This is a genomic window from Gilvimarinus polysaccharolyticus (assembly GCF_001187555.1).
Taxonomy (GTDB): domain Bacteria; phylum Pseudomonadota; class Gammaproteobacteria; order Pseudomonadales; family Cellvibrionaceae; genus Gilvimarinus; species Gilvimarinus polysaccharolyticus.
Map to the genome: position 1 here is coordinate 556,930 of NZ_LFIJ01000001.1, position 21,246 is coordinate 578,175.

At 50.2% G+C, this 21,246-nt stretch carries 12 protein-coding genes; 6 read left to right on the forward strand and 6 right to left on the reverse strand.

The genetic code is table 11. From position 1 onward, the window contains the following. The first annotated feature begins 26 nt into the window (after positions 1-26). On the forward strand, positions 27-1,073 hold the full coding sequence (gene gntR, locus GILYN3_RS02245; protein WP_049721339.1) for an HTH-type transcriptional regulator GntR: 1,047 nt from the start codon (positions 27-29) through the stop codon (positions 1,071-1,073). Here the strand turns inward: gntR and GILYN3_RS02250 are convergent. From GILYN3_RS02250 to pdsR, 6 genes are all read right to left on the reverse strand, one after another. Next, the gene (locus GILYN3_RS02250) at positions 1,060-3,417 is read right to left on the reverse strand and encodes a GH36-type glycosyl hydrolase domain-containing protein (protein WP_049721340.1); all 2,358 of its coding nucleotides are present in this window, start codon (positions 3,415-3,417) and stop codon (positions 1,060-1,062) included. The two genes, gntR and GILYN3_RS02250, sit on opposite strands and share 14 nt — an antisense overlap. A gap of 87 nt (positions 3,418-3,504) precedes the next feature. Next, positions 3,505-5,136 (reverse strand): MFS transporter, encoded by a 1,632-nt coding sequence (locus GILYN3_RS02255; protein ID WP_049721341.1) that lies wholly within the window; start codon positions 5,134-5,136, stop codon positions 3,505-3,507. Between the two features lie 227 nt (positions 5,137-5,363). After that, positions 5,364-5,651: a DUF413 domain-containing protein gene (maoP, locus tag GILYN3_RS02260; protein ID WP_049721342.1), complete on the reverse strand. Its 288-nt coding sequence runs from the start codon at positions 5,649-5,651 to the stop codon at positions 5,364-5,366. A 174-nt stretch (positions 5,652-5,825) separates the two neighbouring features. Continuing rightward, positions 5,826-6,092 carry a 30S ribosomal protein S20 gene (gene rpsT / locus GILYN3_RS02265; protein WP_049721343.1) on the reverse strand — a complete coding sequence of 89 codons (267 nt, stop codon included), beginning with the start codon at positions 6,090-6,092 and terminating at the stop codon, positions 5,826-5,828. A 105-nt stretch (positions 6,093-6,197) separates the two neighbouring features. Further along, complete coding sequence (locus tag GILYN3_RS02270; RefSeq protein WP_049721344.1) at positions 6,198-8,438, reverse strand: ATP-binding protein; 2,241 nt, start codon at positions 8,436-8,438, stop codon at positions 6,198-6,200. Positions 8,439-8,440: 2 nt separating this feature from the next. Next, positions 8,441-9,136, reverse strand: coding sequence for a proteobacterial dedicated sortase system response regulator (gene pdsR, locus GILYN3_RS02275; protein ID WP_049721345.1), 696 nt, complete (start codon positions 9,134-9,136; stop codon positions 8,441-8,443). 76 nt (positions 9,137-9,212) lie between these two features. On the opposite strand from pdsR, the gene GILYN3_RS02280 reads away from it, so the two are divergent. The 5 genes from GILYN3_RS02280 (at position 9,213) to GILYN3_RS02300 (ending at position 21,241) form a co-directional block, all read left to right on the forward strand. Then, complete coding sequence (locus tag GILYN3_RS02280) at positions 9,213-10,967, forward strand: DUF3592 domain-containing protein (RefSeq protein WP_049721346.1); 1,755 nt, start codon at positions 9,213-9,215, stop codon at positions 10,965-10,967. Then, positions 10,964-12,391: a C13 family peptidase gene (locus GILYN3_RS02285; RefSeq protein WP_049721347.1), complete on the forward strand. Its 1,428-nt coding sequence runs from the start codon at positions 10,964-10,966 to the stop codon at positions 12,389-12,391. The genes GILYN3_RS02280 and GILYN3_RS02285 overlap by 4 nt, the downstream gene beginning before the upstream one ends. A 71-nt stretch (positions 12,392-12,462) precedes the next feature. Continuing rightward, positions 12,463-14,523 carry a sensor histidine kinase gene (locus tag GILYN3_RS02290; RefSeq protein WP_157484837.1) on the forward strand — a complete coding sequence of 687 codons (2,061 nt, stop codon included), beginning with the start codon at positions 12,463-12,465 and terminating at the stop codon, positions 14,521-14,523. Between the two features lie 116 nt (positions 14,524-14,639). Continuing rightward, positions 14,640-15,350 (forward strand): response regulator transcription factor, encoded by a 711-nt coding sequence (locus GILYN3_RS02295; RefSeq protein WP_049721349.1) that lies wholly within the window; start codon positions 14,640-14,642, stop codon positions 15,348-15,350. Positions 15,351-15,652: 302 nt separating this feature from the next. Further along, positions 15,653-21,241, forward strand: a complete 5,589-nt coding sequence (locus GILYN3_RS02300) for a DUF7933 domain-containing protein (RefSeq protein ID WP_049721350.1) — start codon at positions 15,653-15,655, stop codon at positions 21,239-21,241. Positions 21,242-21,246: the final 5 nt, after the last annotated feature.

A 21,246-nucleotide genomic window follows, 5' to 3' on the forward strand; every position in this document is an offset into this window, starting at 1 on the left:
GTGTAAATTTTTATTAGGGAAGCGTTATGGCCGGCCGCACTCGAAACACAAAATCAAAACGGGCGACCTTGGCCGATGTGGCGAAACTTGCCGGCGTCAGTGCCATTACTGTCTCACGCGTGTTGAATCATCCCGATAAGGTTTCGGGTGATTTGTGCCATCGCGTGCGCGAGGCGATTGATACGTTGGGTTATATTCCTAATCAGTCGGCCAGCTCACTGGCATCGGCGCGCTCACAAGTCATTGGTGTGGCGATTCCGTCGCTGTCTAATATTGTGTTTAACGATGTATTACGTGGCATTTACGATGTTGCCGGTGCGGGTGGTTACAAAGTGCTCTTAGCCGATACCCATTACTCGCCTATAGAAGAGGAGGGCATGATTCGCACTCTTCTGAGTCAATCGCCCGAGGCGATCATTGTTACTGGCGGCGATCAAACCCGTAGCTGTCAGCGTATGCTGAGCTCGGCGGCGATTCCGGTGGTACAGATGATGGAAATCTTAGAGCAGCCGCTGGATATGAATATTGGCTTTTCGCATTTTAACGCCGGTTTTGCGGTAGGCCAAAAACTGATAGCGTGTGGGTATCAAAAGATCGGTTTTATAGGCGCGCGCATGGACCCCCGTGTACAGCAACGTATGGCGGGGTTTAAAGAGGCGCTGCAAAATCAAGACTTATATCGCAATGAGTTTTTTGCAACCACGCCGTCGCCATCGTCCATCGCCTTAGGTGGAGAATTATTACGTGGCTTGCTTAGTACTACTGGCGGTAAGTTAGACGCCGTGTTTTGCTGTAACGATGATTTGGCGCTGGGGGCATTATTTGAAAGCCAGCGTATGCGCGTTAGCGTACCCAAAGATTTAGCCCTGTGCGGCTTTAATGATTTTGAAACATCGGCCTTTGTTAACCCATCGTTGTCGAGCGTACATGTGCCGCGTTACGAGATGGGCGTTCAGGCGGCACAAATGATTCTTGATGTGCTTAATGATAAGCCACTGGCAAGTAAACAAGTTGATATCGGCTTTGAGTTGCGTATGCGTCAATCAACTTGTATGCCTGCTAGCGCCCAATGATTACCGTTAGTTGGTAGTGTTTGCCGGCTTCTAGACCAGTAATACGATTACTGTTTTGCAGCACGTTATCCAACCATATTTGTACACCGTGGCTTTCAGTTGTGCGGGTATAGCTGACCTCTAGCTTGGCGCCGCGAAAATCCCGAGTCACCTGGGCGCTGGGCCAATCGGCGGGCAGTTGAGGCGTTATGCATAAACTGTCGCCATCGCCCTTTAAGCCCAGTAATCCTTCGATCACCGTGCGATACACCCAGCTGACTGTGCCGGTATTGAACAATTGGCTAGAGCGTCCAGCTGTGCGTGGGTATTGATGATAAGCGCCGCGATAATAGTTGGGGATATACACCGGCATCTGGCCGCGCTGCGTAAAATCTTCGAGATCTGGCCCCGGTATCATTTGCCGTAATAGCTTATAGGCGCGTTCGGTCTCACCAATACGGTACAAGCTAAAAATATAAAAAATAGCGGCGTGGTTGTACACTGAGCCGTTTTCGGCCGAGCCCGGATGTTTTTGCGTTACTCGCCCAACATCATCACGCATGGCAGTATAAGCGGGCGCTAACATGGCAACGCCATAGGGAGTTTCTAGTTGTTCTTCCACTGCATTGAGCATTTTTTCACGCTGCTCATCAGAGCAAGTGCCAGCCAAGATGGCCCAGCTTTGAGGGTTAAGAAAAATGCGCCCCTCGTGATCTTTGCTGATACCAAACACGACATTGTCGTCGGTAATGCCACGCCCGTACCAATCGCCGTCCCATAAGTGTTGGTTGACGGCTGCATTGATGGTGTTGGCACCTGCTCTGAAACGCTCGACTAAATCTGTGTGATTATTTGTCTCGCAAATATCGGCCCACAAGTTGAGCGCGTAGGCGGTAGCCACCGATAACCAACCCGAAACACCTTTGCCTTTGTAGCCCACCATGTTCATCGGGTCACACCAATCGCCCTGAGCGATATAGGATAAGCCGCGTTCGTCACGCGCGGCTAACAACCAGCTCATGGCGTTGCTGATGCGCTCAAGTAGGCTTAGGGTTACACCATCGGTGCCGGTGATTTGTTCGGTTAAAATTGTGTTGTCACCGGTTTCATCTAAATACGCTTGCAGGCACACCGGCAACCATACGCAGTGATCGGTATGGGGGATTTGATTAATGTATTTTAGCTCGGCTTCTGCGTGCAGCAAGATACCGTCGGGCATAGCGCCGGAGGCTTCTTGCTGGCTGAGAGCATGTAAAAAGGCGGCGCGTGTGACTTCGGGCTTAATGTAGCTCATGCCCATATTGTCTTGCAGGTAGTTGCGAGTTTGCGGGTCGGTGCTTAGCCGGTTGACATCGCCGTGGTAAAACACTTGGCGGGCGAGCCAGTGGTTAACAAAGTTATTAAGCCCTGCATCGGGTGTTTGTATTTGCAGGACGCCACTGCCCGAGGCAATGTAGTCGGCGTATTCTGCGCGAGCTTGGGCAAAGCCTTCGGCGGACAAATAACGCGCGCGAATTTGGCTAATCTCGGCGTCGTCGAGCGCGGGGCCAAATGCTAAACGATAGGTCTGTTGTTCGTTGGCGGCCAGTGCTAAACGGTATTGCAGCGCCGCGAGTGGGGTCTCATAGCGGGCGTCGTCGCAGGGCAGTTGCTCTTGCTGTAAGGCGTCTGGGTTATGCAGGCCGCCTTCGCCTTCAAAGGCCTCACGCTGTACTTGCCAAGCGCTCGGGTCGCGCTCGTGCAGCAAATAGGTTTTGTCTTTAAAGTGGCGGTTTTTAAAGTAGTCGGGATATTTTTGGTAAGGGGTAACACAGCTGGCGACAATGGCGCCTAGGTCTGGGCGATACTCGGCGCTTTGGTTCATCCAGCTCATAAAGCCCGGTGTAAAGTAGGGGTACAGGCTAATGTTGCGCGCTACATCTGAGAGGTTGGTTACCGAAATTTCCCATAGCTCGACGACGTCCTCGACAGGTAGTGCCACGCGAATGTTGATTTCTAGCTCTTTTATAACCACTCGCCAGCTAATGTCGGTTTTACCAGCCGAGAAGGTGAAGCTGTCGTAGGGTGCACGCACCGGCTCGTAAGGGGCCGAGAAAATCTCGCCGGTATCTTCATCCTTTAGGTAAAAAAAGCGGCCGGGGTGGTGAGCATAATAAGGCTGCTCTGGCTGCATAAATGTTTTTGCTTCTAGGTTGGGCGCATAGGCGTATTTAGCCGGCTCAGGCTGCATAAACTGGGCCACGGCAAAGCCTCGGCAGTTTATTTGCACCATCATGTTTTTGTTCCACAAAAACCCTGCCGCGCGCGGCATTAACACGGGACTGGTTAGATGGTATGACGCACCATCATCGGCGGGAAAAAGCATAATGACCTCGTAAAAAAAAGAGCGCCCGCATAGTGGCGACGCTCAAGCAAAAGTTTTAATCAGAAAGTTAAGCAGTAACTAGTGGCGCTACGATGACTGTTTGCGCAAACTTAACTCTTGTTGAATGTTGGCCAGCTTGTCGCCGGTTAGATCGTAAAAAAACAAGGCGATAATGGCGATAAGCGCAAAAACACCGGGTGCTAATGTTTGCATATAGACAATGCCGTCTAGCGAAGCATTGTTTTGTACTTGGTTGGCTTCGTAACCCAGCATTGCCAATACCGACAACATAAGCGCCGAACCTGCGGCACTGCCTAGCTTTTGTGAGAAGGTGGTGGCAGAGAACGTCATGCCGGTAGCGCGGCGACCGGTCTTCCATTCGTTGTAATCGGCGACGTCGGCGTACATTGCCCAAGTGATAGGCGCCTTGGGACCAAGCGCTAAGCTTATTAAAATACTGAGGGCAAACATCCAAAGTATTTCGTTGGGCATTTCGGCGCTGTCTAATACCGAGCCATCTTGGCGAGTTTTTATGACGCTGATGGTTTCGTTTTCTAATTCCGATAGGTCAAGCGTAGGAGCAGTATTTTCGAGCTCGGTGCGATCTTTTATGATCCAAAAAACTTTTTCGTAATGGGTCCAAGTATAAGTGTCGCCCGGTTGGTGTGCTTCACCTAATAAATCATGCGCTTCAACCGTGGTGCGCTCGGTCTGGTTTACATCAACCACGCCTAAAGCGTCGGGCTTGGGCACAAACGAAAACGCAAAACACAATAGGCTGACTATGCCCATCAAGATCATCAGTAGTTTTACTTTTTCTACGTAGCGGGTCAGGGTGGAGGCCGACATGGCGCCAATCATTAACCCTAATACTTGCAAGCCGACAAAGGTGCCTAGTAGATCTGGACGCTCGACAAAATACTTAAAGTAATAAGTGGCAGAGCTGCCGCGTAGTGTGAAGGTGGTCATAATAACCATGGCCAATATAAAGATAATAATCCACGGTTTGCACACTAGCAGATTTTTTAAATCTTCTAGTGGTTTAGATTCTTGCTCGGGCGGTGGGGCGATTCGCTCCTTGGTGGTGGCAAAGGTAATCACAAATAAGATAGAGGCTACCACCGCATAAATGCTCATGGTTATCTGCCAGCCTAAGGGGCTGTTGCGATCGCCGCCACCAAAATACTCCGCTAAGTCGGGGGTGGCTGCGCCGACAATAATGCCGGTAAAGTAAGCAAAGAAAAACCGAGTACTGTTAAGGGTGTTGCGCTCTTGTGGGTCGGCCGTTAACACCGCCGATAGCGAGTTGTAAGGCATGTTAAGGATGGTGTAAGTCAGCATCAATATCATGTAAGTGGCATAGGCCCAAATAAGCTTGCCACTCTCGCCAAGGTCGGGGGTGGTCATGGTGAGCAGACCTGCGCCCATCATGGGTAAGGTGCCAAACAAGAGGTAGGGTCTAAACTTGCCCCAGCGAGTTTTGGTTCTATCGGCAATCGCGCCCATGGCGGGATCGGTAAAGGCGTCGACAATTTTGGTGATGGTTACCATGGTGGCAGCGGCTGCGGCCGAAATACCAAACACATCGGTATAAAAGAAGATTAAATAAGAGCCGATAATCGCCCAGTAAAAATTAAACCCAGCGTCGCCTAAGCCGTAGCCAATGCGCTCGCGCCAGGTTAGCTTGGCTAGTCTGTCGTTGGATGCTTGCTGTAACACAGTTTACCCTCGCAATTATTATCATAGGCTTGCCGCTAGATTGCAGCAGGCTTGGCCTGGCGGTCAAAATATGAATATACGTTGGCCGTGTGGCGAACGGATGATAGCGCTATCATATTGTTGTTTGAGATAAAAATCTACCCTATCGACAAAACAAGATGAGCCGAGGGGCTAATTAAGCGAGGGCTCTGCCCGCCCAAGCTGCTGGGCAGGGCGGTAGTGGGTGGTTAGGCGCTGCGTTTTAGGCGGTGTTTGGTTTTTTGTTCAGTGATTAATGCATCGTATTTAAGCCAAGCTTGCTCGATGGGGTTGGTGGGGGCATTTTTCTGGCTAATGACTTTGACGGTGCGCATATCGGCTAGTGTTGGGTTAAGTACATCGTTGTTAAGCAGGGCGACAATGAGTGTGCCATGCTTTTTTACTAGTCGAGCCTGTGCACTGCTTAGTGCCTCTTGATTGTGGAGAGCGTGTAGCCCTTGAAAGGGCTGCTTTAGGTAGTGTTCGCGTGGCAGCATGGCGGTTGGTCTCTGTGCTGTTTGTTTCAACAGAGTTATACGTTAGCTTTTTGATGGATTCGTGTCAGTTTGGTTAAAACTTTGTGGCAGCTGGCGCTGTAGATGTGTAGTGGGTTAATTGAGGGCACAAAAAAACCGGCCGAAGCCGGTTTTTTTGTGCCTGGAGCGCTTAGATTAAGCGGCCAAGGCTTTGATTTTGCTGTTTAGGCGGCTCTTGTGACGAGCGGCTTTATTCTTGTGAATAATGCCTTTGTCAGCAATGCGATCAAGGACCGGAACAGCGGCATCGTAAGCGGCTTTAGCTTGTGCGGCATCACCGGCTTCAATGGCTGCGTCTACTTTCTTCAAGTAGGTGCGTGCCATAGAGCGCAGGCTAGCGTTATGCTTGCGAGCTTTTTCGTTTTGGCGTGCACGTTTTTTAGCTTGAGGTGAATTGGCCACCGAGTTGCTCCTATTGATTACTGCGTATCTGAAATAAGTATGAATATGAAAGACGCGGCATTTTACCTAGTTTAGGCTGTATGTCAACTGCTGTCGTCTTGCAAATTAGTTGGGTTGCCGTTGGGCAAACATTCCTGGGCTACGGGCAGGCAGTTCTATTAAAAAACAAACCCCCGTAGGCGTGTTTTGTGCCCGAGCTCGGCCCTGATGGCTGCGTGCGATAAGTTCGACAATATACAGCCCTAAACCCAAATGCACCCGCCCATGGTTGCTACTGTTAATGCTGCTGTGACGTGATGAGGTGAGTGAGTTAAATAGCTGCCCTTCAAGCGAGGCCGGCAGTTCCGGGCCGGTGTTATTTACGCTTAAGCGATAGCTTGGGCCCCACTCGGCATCTTGGCTTAGCTCTAAGTGCAGCTCGATGGGAGTCTCTGGCGGGCTAAAATCGGTGGCGTTATCGACCAGCTTATCCAGCAGTTGCACCAATAGCTCGGGTACCGCTAGGGTGCGGTAAGCGTCGGCCGCAGCTGGGGCGATGGTGTGGTTGAATTGATGTGTGGGGTAGGCGCTGCGGTAGGCTTCGGTCATCTCGCTCAGCAGCTGCCCGAGGTCAATCGGCTGCGGCTCGCTTGCGCGAATGCTCGCCTCGACTCGGTCGGCTTCGCTCATGGCGGTAATGATGGCGCTTAAACGCTCGCTGCCAAGGCGTGCCCGCTTAAGGTAAACAGGCAGCTGGCTGTTGTTGGCGCCGTCCATATTGTCGAGCGACGAGCGCACAATGGCCAGCGGGGTGCGCAGCTCGTGAGATAACTTACCGGTGAGGCTTTTAAGGTAGTCGGTATGGCCGTGTACTTGTGTTAAGAGTGTGCGGTATTGGCTGGCAAGATCGGCCAGCTCGTCGTTTAAGCGGTAGTGTGGCCATAACTCAAGTACCTCGCCAAGGGGTTGGGCTTGAGCGGCGTTGGCGGCTCTTGATAGCCGCCGAATACGCGCCGAGAGCCAGCTGGCGTAACCAATAAGCACCAGTATTAACAGTGCTCCACTGAGCGCGCTCACCCAAGCTAAGTGCCCGAGCGTGGCGTGGCCCAAGCCCTGCCAAGGCTGTAAACGTTGCTCGACCATTACGGTGCCGGCCAGTTGCGACTCTACGGCGCCAGCATCGGGCCAATCGAGGTACAGCGGTACAGCGACGCTGGCAATGTCGTCATTGCCAGCGCGATACCAGAGGCTACTGTTGTCTATATTGGTACTTTTGGCGGCATCGCTGACATTGTGATGGTTAATCTCTGGCAGCAGCGGTCGGCCATTGTGGACCGGTTGCCATGGCGCGAGGGTGCGGCGTCGGCCAGCAAAATCCAATAACCATTGTGTTACCCAGCTGCGCTGTGGCGCTAGCGACTCTAGCTGGCCTGCCTGCGCCACTTGCCAGCCCTGTCGGTCGGTGACGATAAAGCGCTTGCCGGGAAGGGCGAACACCTTTAATGCTTCACTGAGCTCATGATTCTGGCGAATAAGCCTGCCCTCGGTGCCGGGCAATACGCCGGCATCGGGACCGCCTGCAACACTCGCCCATTGGCCGGCGGTGCCGATGGCGCTTGGTGTGGCATTGCCATCGTTGGCAATAGCCGATAGTGCAAAGTGAGGCTCGGCCATGTCGAGCGGCATGCGCAGCTCTACCTGATAGCCCGCATCGGTATCGCGCCAGAATCCCCGAATGCGATAATCCGGTCGGATTTTTCCGTGGTCGTCGCGGTAGACGGCTTGCACTCGTCCGGGTGTGTCGGCACGAATGGCGTAGTAGCGGTTGCCCATGCCTTTTTGTTGATTGGCAATAATTAGGTGATTGCCACTGGCGAGGTTGTTGCTGTCGGGCTGATGATAGTGGCGTTTGGTGCCCTCGACCTCGACCAGTAAAAATAGGCTCTCGCCGTGAGTGCCGGCAGTAAGGTGTAAGCTGAAATTGTTGTGCGGCTCGTGATTTGCGGTGCTGTGGTTGGAGAGTGTGCTCGATGTTTGTTGGTCGAGCGCAGCGGCTGTAAATTGTCTGGACGTTAGTCCATAAATGCCCCAGTCGTCAGTGTAGCCGTCTATTATGGGGGGCGAGGCAAGTGGATGTGCGTAAATCTCCCGCTCGGAGTCAAGGCTCGCGCGGTTGCTAAGTTGGGCGGCGTTAAGCAGCGTAGCATCGGCCCCCAAGCGTGCCGCTACGGCAAGGGCGGTGGCATTAAGGGCGCGAACTTGCCCCTCGCGCAGCAGGCGGTCAAACACCTGTAGGTATTGTCCCAGCGCCCAGGGCAGCAGTAATGCGATCAAGCTAACCAATGCCAGCTGGCGGCGTAGCTTCATACCTATGGCGCCTCGCGCCAGCGGTAACCCATGCCATAGGCGGTTTGAATGCAATCAAAGTCGCGGTCGTGTTGGTTAAATTTGCGTCTAATGCGCTTGATGTGCGAGGTGATGGTGTTGTCATCCAGCACGACGTTGGCGGCATCCATCAGTTGCTGGCGATTTTTAACATGGCCGGGGTGTTGCGCTAGCGAGTGTAAAATCCAAAATTCGGTAACGGTTAAATCGATGGACTGCTCTTGCCAGTGCACGCTCATGCGTGAGGTGTTAATGCGCAGCTCACCGCGGCTTATGGTGTCGTTGGCGCGGGCCGGTTGACGCAAGGCGTCGATGCGCCTAAAGAGTGCGTTAATACGCGCTAGCATGTGGGCTTGACCGATATCTTTGGTGAGGTAATCATCGGCGCCTAAGCGCAACCCAGAGATCACATCAAACTCATCGTTACGGGCGGTTAAAAACATAATAGGGAGCTCGGGCGCGCGGCTGCGCAACTCGCGGCACAGTTCAAATCCGCCTTCTACGTCATCGCCTAGGCCGACATCGATAATAGCCAAGTCGGGCAGAGCGATGGCAAATGCTGCGGTGGCGCTGGGGCGATCTAGGTAATGGTTAACCCGATAACCCAGCCGAGTTAAGGCGTCGCGGTAGTTGTCGGCAATGGTCTGTTCGTCTTCTACAATGGCGATGGTGCGGGCCATAGATTTCTCGGCAGTAAAGAATATTGGCTAAAGATGGTATCTTAAAAAGATAACAGAATACAAAGAGGAATCGGCAATGGCTCAAGGTACAACGTATAGGCAAGCTGGGGCAAAAGCCTCGGGTGGTTTATGGGCTAAGGTTAAAAAGCGCTGGGTAGTGCTGCTGTTTGGATTGCCATTTGCCGGGGTGGGCGTTGGTATGCTGTTGTTTGGCGTGTTGCCTCAGTTGTTAGATTGGCAAAGCATGAAGCAGTGGCAGCCGGTTGTAGCGCAAGTGAGTCAGGCCGAGCTAAAAGTAAGTCACGGCGATGATTCCACCACCTACAAGCCGACCGCGCAATACTCATATCAGTTTCAGGGGCAGCACTACAGAGGCTCGCGCGTAGCCATTAGTGACTCTTACGATAATGTGGGTGATTTTAATGTCGATCTTGGGCGGCGTTTAGAGCGTGCTGCTAGCAGTAATGCTCCGGTAACGGCCTATGTAAACCCGAGCAATCCAGGCGAGGCGGTATTAAACCGCGAGCTACGATTAGGGATGATCGGTTTTAAAATGGTGTTTGTGGTTCTCTTTGGTGGTGTTGGTATTGGCATAATTGCCTACCTTTTATTGGCTCCGCTTGATGAAATAAATGGCGTTACTGAGGGGGATAAACCTTGGTTGACTCGACGCGCTTGGGCGAGCTCATCGATTAAAAGCAATGGTAAGCACATGATGATTTTTGTCTGGTGCTTTGCGGCATTTTGGAATGCCATCGCGATACCTACCGGCATTAATTGTATTTACGAATTTAACAAAGGCAATAATCTGGCGTTATTTGGGCTGCTTTTTCTTCTGGTGGGCGCTGGACTGTTGTATTGGGCCGTTAAAGAAACCGCCAAGTGGCGGCGGTTTGGCCCAGCTCCATTGCAGCTTGATCCGTACCCAGGTGCTATTGGTGGGCAGGTGGGTGGCTTTATAGAGGTTGATTTACCTTATGATAGTAACCACCGTTTTAAGGTGACCTTGCAGTGTTTAGAGAGCTACTACAGTGGTAGCGGCAAGGAGCGCAAACGACACGAGCGGTGTGTTTGGCAGCGTGAAGGTTACGCCCATACTCAGCTTAGTGCTCACGGGACACGCTTAGAGATTTTGTTTGATGTTAAAGAGGGCTTGCCAGAATCCGAGCCGGTTAAAAATCGTTATCATTTGTGGCGTTTAAATGTTGCGGCGCAATTGCCGGGTGCAGATTTTGATCGCAGCTATGAGGTGCCCGTATTTGCCACTGGCGCTAACGCTATGGGTTTGCGAGAGTCCAGCGAAGAGCACCGTCACGCGCATCAAGAGCGCGAACAGTTGCTAGAAAGCGCATTGCAGATAAAGCAAATACCCGGTGGTATTACCATGTACTATCCCGCGTTTAGTCAAGCATTGGCTAAAGTTATGGGGGTGCTATTTGGTGCCGGTTTTTGTGCCGCTGGCTATTTTATCGATGCAACCTTTATGGGGGCTGTCTTCTTTTTGATAGGAGCACTTGTTGGTCTGGGATGTTTGTATTTTTTGTTGACGAGTCTCGATGTGAAAATCGATCAACAGGGGCTTTTTACTCGACGTAAGTTGTTGGGTTTTCCTGTTAACACCACCAAGGTGGCTCGCCATGAGTTAACGCATTTAAAAATAGCCGAGAGCTATTCAAGTCAAAGTGGTAAAAGCCATGTCACCTACTTTAAGGTTCAAGCCCATCGCAACACCGGAAAACCGGTAACCATTGGTTATAACTTTGCCGGGGAGGCCGTGGCCGAGCAGGCATTGGAGTCGATCAGTGTGCTCACCGGAGTGCCGCAAGCATGAACCAATTTAAAGCTAAGATGATACTGTTGTGGATATTGGCGTCGCTAAATACCGCTTGCGCTTTAACGAACCATAAAGAGCAAACTTTAACCTTGCCAGACGGTTCAGTCTATAGCGGAGCATTAAGCAAGGGCATGCTAAGTGGGGCGGGGCGCTTAGTATGGCTTAACGGCGATATTTATGACGGCCAGTTTAGTGATGGTTTGCTGCACGGCATTGGCACCTTAACCACGGCTGCTGGCGATGTTTACCAAGGTAATTTTCAGTTGGGTGAGCTAACCGGTAAGGGCGAGTATGTCGGCAGCGATGGCACTCGTTATCAAGGTGAGTTTTTGAGTTACCAATTTAATGGTGGGGGCGAACTGGTCACCTCATCGGGCGATATTTATCGCGGTGACTTTGAGTTGGGTGAGCTGTTAGGTTTAGGTACTTTTAATGGTGTTGACGGCAGCCAGTACGCCGGTGAGTTTGTGGACAGCCTGTACGACGGATTGGGTGTTTGGGAAGATGACGAATCCCGTTATACCGGTGAGTTTTTACATGGTTATTTTCATGGCTTTGGCGAGCGAGTTGATGTTGAAAGTGGCGAGGTGATGGCCGCAGGCGAATGGCAGTATGGCCGTTTTAAAGGGCCGGCAGAGAACGCGGCTGAGCGTCTTGCTCGGCAGCAGAAAATAGAGCAGGCACTGTTTGATCAGCCGGCTATATTAGCTAAGGCGCTCGATGCCGTGGCGCCGCAAAACCCCAACGTTGTTGAGTTGTACCCGGTGATTGTTGCCGGCGATGGCACTCAAGATGTGTTTTCTCTTGAGGCAAAGACTATTCAGGCATTATTAGATGAAAAGTTTTCCAGTAATGCTCGCACCTTAATGATGGGTAATCATCCCGATACTATGGGCGATGCACCACTGGTTACTGGTGTGTCGTTACCTCTTGCATTGCAAGGGATTAGTCAAAAAATGGACCCGCAGCAAGATATTTTATTGTTGTATCTTACCAGTCATGGCTCGTCCGATCATAAGTTTTATCTGGCCACCCCTGGCCATAAATTTTTAGGTTTGGCGGCCCAAGATTTAGCTCAAACGATTAATGACTTACCGGTGAAGTGGAAGGTGATTATCGTCTCTGCATGCTATTCCGGTGGTTTTATCGAGCCGCTTAAAGCGCCGGAGCACCTAATTATTACCGCTGCAAGGGATGATCGCACCAGTTTTGGTTGCTCTGACGAAGATACGATGACTTACTTTGGTCGAGCTTTTTTTGAACAGGCACTACCTGCAGAGCAAGGCTTTGTCGAGGCTTTTTATAAGGCCCGTGTGACTATTGCAGGCTGGGAAGAGGAGCAATCATTTGAACACTCTGAGCCGCAAATATTTATTGGTAGCAAGATTGAGGGTGAGTTGAAAAAAATCATGGCCAAATAATTGTTTGTTTTATAAAAGTCTTCCTGCTGGGGTTGATTGGGCGTGGATGAGTATTGTTGCCGGGGTGGGGTTTGAACATAAATATAAATATTTTTAGTTTTTTAAAAAAAATAATTTTATTGCTAGGGTTTTGCTGCTTTTCTTTATCTTCGGTTGCGGCCGATTGTATTGCCCAAACTTTAAGCTCACAGATGAGTGGTCGCTTAAATACGTCCAATATAAAGCTCTTGATGCTGGAGGACCCGCGCGAACAGCTTAGTATCGCCGATGTTGCCGCACTGCCTAATAAGGCATTTAAAAAATCGACTGGTTCTATAGGTAGCGCGGCAAGAGGCGGGGCGGTGTGGCTTCGCCTGTGCTTGGTGCGTGGGGCTGATGCGCCGGAGCGCTGGTTGTTGAGTGTGCTACCCGCTTACACCAAGAGAATTACACTGTATGAACCTTTTGATGGGGGGTATCGTGCTCGCAAGCAAGGTGCTGTTGAGCCGTGGAGCTCTCGCGAGCTGGGTTATAGGGGGTTCACCTATCAGCTGGATTTAAAAGATCATCAGCCTGTGATGTACACCATAAAGATTGATGTCTTTAATCGTATTACGGCAGATTTGTTACTGTTAACTCCTGATAAAATGTACCAATTAATTGCTGTGGATTATAGCCTTTTTGGTTTTCATTTGGGGGCGGCTTGTTTGGTTGTGATTATTAATCTATTGTTTTGGTTGTGGTTTCGAGAGCCGATTTACTGGCGTTACGCGTTGTCTGTTATTTTTTTTAGTGTGTTCACTACGGTTATTGGCGGTTATGCGTCAAAGCTTTTGTTTTTCCAGGGAGGTTTCGCAATATTTCCTTGGATGATGGTGAGCGCTTCATTGTTTTTTGCAAGTTTTCATTTGCTGTTTCAGACAGTGTTTCAGTTGTCTGGCTGTTACAGGAAGTCATATTTCGTTAGTCGGGTGCTGGCTGTTGCCTACGTGTTATTTGCTTGCGTCTTTTTAGTTGCCAGGGACGTCTGGCTTTACAACGTTTATTCGTATTTTTATATGCTGTCAATGGCATTGTTTTTATTTGTCATTATTGACGATGTCTTTATTAAGCGTAGATTTGTTCTTTATTCTGTAGCTTTCCTTCCGTTATTGATTTCTTTGTTGTTAAGTTCTTTAAAGGCAAGTGGGTTTTCTGCTTGGATGTCATTTGCTGATTACTTCCCAAATGTTGCAGTGTTGATTCATCTGGTTTTAATTAATGTGGTTTTGGTTAAGCGCGCCTGGCGTTCAGAAGAAGGTAAGATTAATGCAAGTAATGAGCTTTTGAGTCGGGCAGGAGATTATAATAGGGTCTTGGCGCGTGAGGTTTCTTCTCGGACGAAAACTTTACTGCAGGCGAGCGAGGATTTAAAAGTTGAGGTTGCTAATAGGAAAGGTGCAGAGGAGAAGCTTCGCGAACTGCTACTTCAGGAGCAGGAGGCACGAAAAGAAAAAGGAGCATTTGTTGCTTTGGTTTCACATGAGTTTAGGTCGCCTTTGGCTGTTATTGATATTGCGGCGCAGAACTTAGAACGCCAGTTTTACTCGTTTGATCAAGATGTCTTAAAGCGAATTAAAAATATCCGAGAGAGTGTTGGCCGGCTTGATCTGTTGATAATCAAATTTCTTGAAAATGATAGGTTGTCGGAAGAAGAGCAAAGGAAATTGGCGCTTAAGGATGTGTGTTTAAATCACTTTATTACTAGGGTGTTGCTTAAGTATCAATGCGATAATCGATTACAAGTGAACATCTCGGAGCAAGAGATTTATTCCAGCATCGATGAGGGTTTGTTGTCTGTAGCGGTGGGGAACTTAATTGAGAACGCTTTGAAGTATTCGGAAGATGAAACCTTGGTTGTGGTTGACTTTAAGGTTGTAGAGGGATGGACAGAAATTGAAGTTAGCGATGCGGGGCGCTCTATAAAAGAGCAGGATAGAGACAAGATATTTCTTAAGTATTATCGCTCCGACCTATCTCACGCTCGTTCAGGTTCGGGCTTGGGGCTTTTCTTGGCGCGAGCCATCGTTGAGCAGCATGGTGGCAGTTTGGTGTTGTTGCCTGCGCCTTCTAGTGGGGTGGGTAATAGTTTTGTTGTTAAATTGCCAATTTAAATTTGCGCGGATGTGCAGCTCTTCCTAAGGTGCAACATCACTGATATATTCAATCTCTCTGTTTGAGGTTGGCGAACCTTTACTGATGAATTCATAGTCTACGCAAAGGAAGCTAAATGTTGCACGTTACCATAGTTGATGACGACACCGCATATTGTGAGGAGTTAGCTTTTTCGCTTAAATATTCGGGGTTTAATACTTCGGTTGCCCATAATTATTCTCAGCTCGAGAAAGTATTAGAATCTGGTAAGACCGATTTAATTTTATTGGATATTGGTTTGCCTGAAACCGACGGGTTTGCAGTTTTGCAGCGTTTGCAGCTCGCAGGACGAGGGGTGGGGGTTGTCATGTTGACGGCTCGTAGTGACACCGGAGATCGGGTTCGAGGGTTGATTGGTGGCGCTGATGCATACTTGGTAAAGCCGGTGGATGTGGCTGAGATATCGGCCACGTTACACGCAGTAGCGCGTAGGCTACCCCATAGACGCACCAAGAATATGCCTTCGCAAAATGGTTGGCGGCTAGAAAAAAATTCTTGGGTAGTGGTGTCCCCCGAGGGTAAAGAGCATGCGTTAACGGCGCAAGAGCGATTTTTTTTGCAGGCGTTATTGCATACATCAAGAACCCAGCAAACGGTAACGCGAGAGGCGTTAATGAGAGGGTTGCGCCGCGATCCAGCCATTTATGATGATCACTTTATCGATACCATGGTGAGCCGGTTGCGCTCTAAGTTGGGTAAAGATTTTCCGTTGCAAACTGTCCGTGGAATTGGTTATACCTTGTCAGAGCCATTGGATGACCAAGAGGGGCCAGCTGCTTCTAGCTAACCGCTATTATTTCCTGTTATTTTTTATAAAAACTTGTTAAGTCTTCGTTAAAATTCTGCTAAAACCTCATCAATACCGCTACATAAATTTCATTTCTTATTTGTTAAAACCTTTCAGGTTAGCTCTTTTAGTTTTCCAGTTCAATTGCTGTGAGTTTTTGTGAGTTTGGATAGTTTTCGTTCGCGAAGTGGGGGCTCCTCTTCACTACACTGCGCGATTAGTTATCCGCCAGTCGAGCCTGTCTGCCTTGCCGGTTCACTTTTCTCGTAAAAATGTAAGTGGTTTATGGAGCTAACCTTTATATGTGGTTTTTAAGCAACGATTCTGAACGGTGCAGCCCTGCTAAGCTGGGTGCTAAGTCTTCTACCATCTTGGCGTTTTTATTATTAGCGCTCTTCTCTGGTGCACACGCTGCACCTAACAACGATTTTTCTGTACAGGTCAATACCGGCTCGGGTGATCCCGATACGGTTTATCCTGGGCAAGCCACGAGCTTACGCATCACCTTGGCTAACGACTCAGATAGCATTGACCTGACCAATGTGAATTTGAACCAAGCGTTACCAACGACCGCCACAGGCGGACTAAGAGTGATTGGCGCGGCGACTATTAGTGGTACAGGTTGTACCGGCGGAACACTAACAACCACAGCAGGCATGGCGGACATTCAACTTTCGGGTTTGACGGTACCTCATCAGGACCTTGGTGATCCAAGCTTGGGTACTTGTTATCTCGATATTCCGGTTGCTGCTTGGTCGAGCAATGGTGCCAGTACCTCGCATTCTTATACTTTGGCGGCGGGCGCTGTGAGTAGCGATCAAGGCGAGAATTTTAGTGGCGGCCCACAGGCCATTACTGTACGCGCTGTGACTAGGCCAACTTGGTCTAAAGGTTTTCCTAGCGGAAATGGCACGGCTATTTTGGGTGGCGCTACAGAAACCTTGCGAATTACCGTCAATAATAATGACGCTAATGTGCCATTAACCAACTTTGGGTTTGTGGATGTGTTTCCTACCAGCGGCGCTGATGGGGCAGTTATCGAACCGACCGGCACACCCGCGACGGGCACCTGTGTTGGCGGTGCAGTGAATGCAGTTGTGGGCTTAACTCCGGGCTCTGCCGCGCAAGTGGCGGTAAGTGGCGGCACCTTGGCGCCCAACAGCAGTTGTACTATTGAGGTAGAGATCGCAGCTCGCCATACCAATGGTGATTATGATATTGGTACCCAAAACAGTATCAATAACGCCAGTTTTACCAGTGATGAAGGCTTGCAGCCTTCGAACAATGCTAATCGCAATATCACGGTTCGCTCGCCACTGGCGGTAAGTAAAGGTTTTGCGGCAACCCCAGTAGCCAGTGGGGTGCCCAGTACCTTTACAGTAACCTTAGCTAACAATGGTAATGCCCCGCTTACGGTTGTTGGTTTTGCGGACGACCCTATCTCGGCCGCGCCTTATGAGGACCGCTTGACGGCCACAGGGGTTACCAACAGTTGCCCCGGTGGTATTGAATCTATCATCTCTGGCGGGCAAGGCTTTGAGGCGTCGGGTTTTGATATCCCCGCCAATGGCTCTTGTACGTTAACGGTAGATTATACTGGCTTAACGCCGGCATCTGATCTGCCTACGACATACACCAATAACATTCCTGAAGGGGCTGTTGATGTAGGTGTGCCGGGTATTATTAGCCAACAGCGCTCGGCTACGGTGATTGTTGCCGACCGTTTGCGCGTGTTAAAAAGCCAAAGTCCAACCAATGTTGCACCGGGTAACCCCGTGCGCTACCAAGTTACCGTACAGAACTTCTCCGACACTGATGCAACTAATGTTACCGTTGCCGATCAACTGCAAAACGGTGCAACCCTACTCACTAATGGTGGCTTTGCCCCGACTCTTTCTGCAGGTTGTGGGGTGTTAGACCTTAATGGCCGGGTAGAGGGAGATAACGATTTATTGTTTTCCATCCCCACATTGCCTCAGCGTACCGATGCCAGTACCCCAGGCGTTTGTACCATTACCTTTTGGGCCATGATTGACCCGAACAGTACTATAGACACCAGCAATCAGATCGCGGCTTGTGCGGTGCAAATTAATGGTAATGCTGCAGATTGTAATGGTAGCGCCTCACAGCAGGTGAATGCTAATCATCAAGCGGTGATCAGCTTGGAAAAAACCTTCGATGGCGAAGAAAACCGTGCATTGAGCGAAGGTACCGTCTCAAGAATGCGGATTGAGGTCTCTAACTACTCCGATAATCCGCTGAGTACAGTGGCGATTGGTGACACCTTTCCTACCGGCGGCAGCGCATTTCAACAATTAAGGGTCGCATCACCGGCCAACCCCGGTAACACCTGTGGCGGCACTGTTACCGCCATACCAGGCGATACCTCGGTTAGCTTAAATGGCGGTGCTGTAAGTGCGCGCAACAGTAGCTCCAATGCTCCTGGGCGCTGTTATATTGAGGTGAATGTTGTCGGGCCGGCGGGCGTCTATCCCAATACCGCCACGGTTAGCGCGATACAGGCCAATGCTGATGGTACTTTTTTACCGGTTAATACCAATGATACGGCGACCTTAACTTATAACGACGCACTCAATACGACAAAGAGCTTCTCACCTGCGAGTGTTGGTCCAGGGGGCGAATCGACGGCACGTATTCGTTTGAGTAACTTAGATGCAAACCGTCCGATTACCGGTATCAGAGTAGAAGATAGCCTACCTGCTAATATGGTCATAGCAACTCCGGCTAACGCCTACACAACGTGTAATGGCTCGACCGTGGTTACCGCCATCGAAGGCGGCTCGACGGTACTACTTGAGGGGGCAAGTCTGGCCCCAAGCGCTACGTGTGATTTATTGTTTAACGTTGCCGTTACCGGCACTGCCGATTGGACTAACACCTTGGAGCCGGGTGATGTGACGGCCGATGGTGGTTTGTTAAACCGCACCGATGTTAGCGCCACGCTGACTTATGTTGCGCCTTCGGTTCCTGTTATCTCTAAATCGATTGTTCCGGGTAATATTGCTCCGGGTGAGTCGGCACAGTTAACTATCACCATTACCAACTCGACCCAAGAACTTAGCAATCTGCGTTTGGCCGATTACTTTACCGATGACGGACTCGTTTCTGGTGTGGCTAATGGTATGACCATAGCGTCATCGGCCCAAGTGTCTACCAGTTGTCCGGGAGGTGTGGTGAGTGCCGTACCAGGTGGTGATCAGGTATTGTTATCTGGCGCTAATCTTGCGGCCAATGCGGTGTGTACCGTCAGTGTTAATGTTAGCTCGAGCCAGGTGGGTACTATCACCAACACCATCCCGATGAACTCGATTGAGACCAATGAAGGCGCCACTAACAGTACAACGCTTGCACAAAGTACTCTTAGTACATCAAGCGGTGTGGGTATTAACAAAAACTTTACCCCTAAAGTGGTGGCCGCAGGTGCGGTATCGCGTTTACGAATTACTTTTTTAAATACGCGCGATGAATCGTTAAGTGGGTTTGATGTTGTAGACACAATGCCTGCCGGATTGGAAGTGGCAGCCAACCCTAATCCGTTTAGTAATTGTGGCGGTGGCGCGGTTATTACTTGGCCGGGCAATAACAGTGTACAAATGACTAATGGTAACCTTGGTCCCGCCATTGCCGGTGAGGCCGCCACTTGTTATCTAGAGATTGATGTCTTCTCCAGCACCGAAGGCTCTTACGTTAATACGATTCCGGCCAACGCTATCACCATTAGTGCTGTGCCTGTAGATCACCCTGAGACCACCGATACGCTAGAAGTGCGTCAGCATATTTTGGTGAATAAGGCCATTGGCGGTTTTACCTTAGATGCAGGTAATCCAGTTGGTTTTACTACCGGTAGTGCTAATCGTTTGCCGGGGGTGGCCGCGCCGTTAGTCATACGTTTAGAAAACCCTAACGACATCGAGCTAACTCAGGTCAGCGTTACCGATTTGCTACCCGAAGGGTTAGTGGTCGGTACTGTTCCTAATATTCAAACAACCTGTACCAATGCTGTGGTAAGTGCGCCGTCATCGTCGCGCGATATTATTGCTACCGGCATCACCTTAGCCGCCACTGGCAATGCAGGTAGCAGCTGTACGGTTAGCGTTAATGTATTGAGTAATATCCCTGGGACTTACGTGAATGAAATTCCAGTGGGTGGTGTTACAAGTTTTGAAGAAATTGAAAACGAAGAGCCAACTCAAGCTGAGCTAATTGTGAGCGAGCCGGGCACTCTGGGTAAGCAGTTTGAGCCGCCGGTTATACCGCCTAATGGCGTATCGCGTTTGACCATTACCATTAACAACAACAACGAAGCGAATATGGTGCTAAGCGCACCGTTAGAAGATGTCTTGCCGGTACTGCCATCGCAGATGGAAGTTGCCGCGCCGGCTAATCTGTTTACCTCATGCCCAGATGGTAATGCGGCGATACAGGCAAATGCTGGTGCGACTTCGGTGGTATTAGACAATGGTGCGATTATCCCGCCCGGTGGTTGTCGTATCGAGGTAGATGTAACTGCCCCCGATGCTGGCGATTACCTTAATAGTTTTGCGGTAGGGGCGTTGCAAAGTAACTTTGGCCCGAACGAAGATCCTGTCAATGCACCATTGTTAGTCAGCACATTAGGTTATATCTCGGGTAAGGTGTTTTTAGATAACCAAGCCGTACCCGATGGCCTATTTATACCTGGCGATTCTACCCCGATTGCCAATAACATCATTGAGTTGCGCAGTGGTGCCACCTGTAGTGATGCGCTTTTAGAGACACAACAGACTGATACCCAGGGCAATTATTTGTTTGCCGAGCTACCCGCTGGCAGCTACTCGGTGTGTCAGCCGGTGCAGCCTAGCAACACGCTTAACAGCATCACCACTGAAGGTGTTATTACACCTTACAACGGTAGTGGTGGCACGGTGGGTACGCCTGGCAATCCGAGTGTTACTACCAGCCAGATTGTCGCTATAGAGTTGACAAATAGCGGCGATGCCCAAGAGGTGAGTGGTTCACCCAATAACAACTTCTCTGAGGTGCTACCTGCGAGTATTGCCGGTAATGTCTATCACGACCGTAACAATGATGGCGTGATCGATGCGGGTGAAGAAGGTATTGGCAATGTTACGATTACGTTAACCAACACAACTAATGCCCAAACACTGGTGACTCAAACCGCCGCCGATGGTAGTTATAGTTTTACCGATTTGCCTCCGGGCGAGTATACCGTGACCGAAACGCACCCTAACGGTTGGCTTGACGGCATGGATACCGCTGGCAGTCATGCCGGTGATGATACGGTTGATGACGTTATTAGTGCTGTGGTACTCGCGCCAGGTGACGACGCGACCGAATACAACTTTGGTGAATTCTTAACAGATGGGACCGCCCTGGATGGCTTGTCACTGCAATTGAATAGCTACTGTGATAACGACATGTTTATGGTCGATTACGAGGTGTTATCTAATGGCTTAAGCTTTGACAGTCCCGGTCCGCAATTTACCATCTCGTGGTTTACGGCGGGTGGCCGATTGGTTGAGCAGCTTGTTGCACAAGCCTCCAATGGCACTTTATTGTGGCCCGGTACCGAAGTCGATGGCAGCGGTGACCCCGTAAGCTGGCCGGGTTGGTCTTATGTTGCAGGAGAGTGGGTCGAGGTTGTTGATGACCGCACCGAGGACTTAACGATTCGCATCGAAAGCCCAGAGGCCGAAGCACTTGCTGAGTATCCTACCAGCTTGGCGCGTTGCGCTGCGCAACCACCGGGCACCTTTAGAGGTGGCGAAAAAGGCGCGCCTACGCTGTCATTTTGGATGCTATTGGCCTTGTCATTATTTATGGTGGGCACGACCTACCACTGGCGCCGCAGTCATGGCATGAATGCATAATTGCC

Bases quoted from the DNA above. Each gene is read 5' to 3' on its own strand.
- gntR (WP_049721339.1), top strand. From the start codon at position 27: ATGGCCGGCCGCACTCGAAACACAAAATCAAAACGGGCGACCTTGGCC.
- GILYN3_RS02250 (WP_049721340.1), bottom strand. From the start codon at position 3,417: ATGCTTTTTCCCGCCGATGATGGTGCGTCATACCATCTAACCAGTCCC.
- maoP (WP_049721342.1), bottom strand. From the start codon at position 5,651: ATGCTGCCACGCGAACACTACCTAAAGCAGCCCTTTCAAGGGCTACAC.
- GILYN3_RS02270 (WP_049721344.1), bottom strand. From the start codon at position 8,438: ATGAAGCTACGCCGCCAGCTGGCATTGGTTAGCTTGATCGCATTACTG.
- pdsR (WP_049721345.1), bottom strand. From the start codon at position 9,136: ATGGCCCGCACCATCGCCATTGTAGAAGACGAACAGACCATTGCCGAC.
- GILYN3_RS02280 (WP_049721346.1), top strand. From the start codon at position 9,213: ATGGCTCAAGGTACAACGTATAGGCAAGCTGGGGCAAAAGCCTCGGGT.
- GILYN3_RS02285 (WP_049721347.1), top strand. From the start codon at position 10,964: ATGAACCAATTTAAAGCTAAGATGATACTGTTGTGGATATTGGCGTCG.
- GILYN3_RS02295 (WP_049721349.1), top strand. From the start codon at position 14,640: ATGTTGCACGTTACCATAGTTGATGACGACACCGCATATTGTGAGGAG.
- GILYN3_RS02300 (WP_049721350.1), top strand. From the start codon at position 15,653: ATGTGGTTTTTAAGCAACGATTCTGAACGGTGCAGCCCTGCTAAGCTG.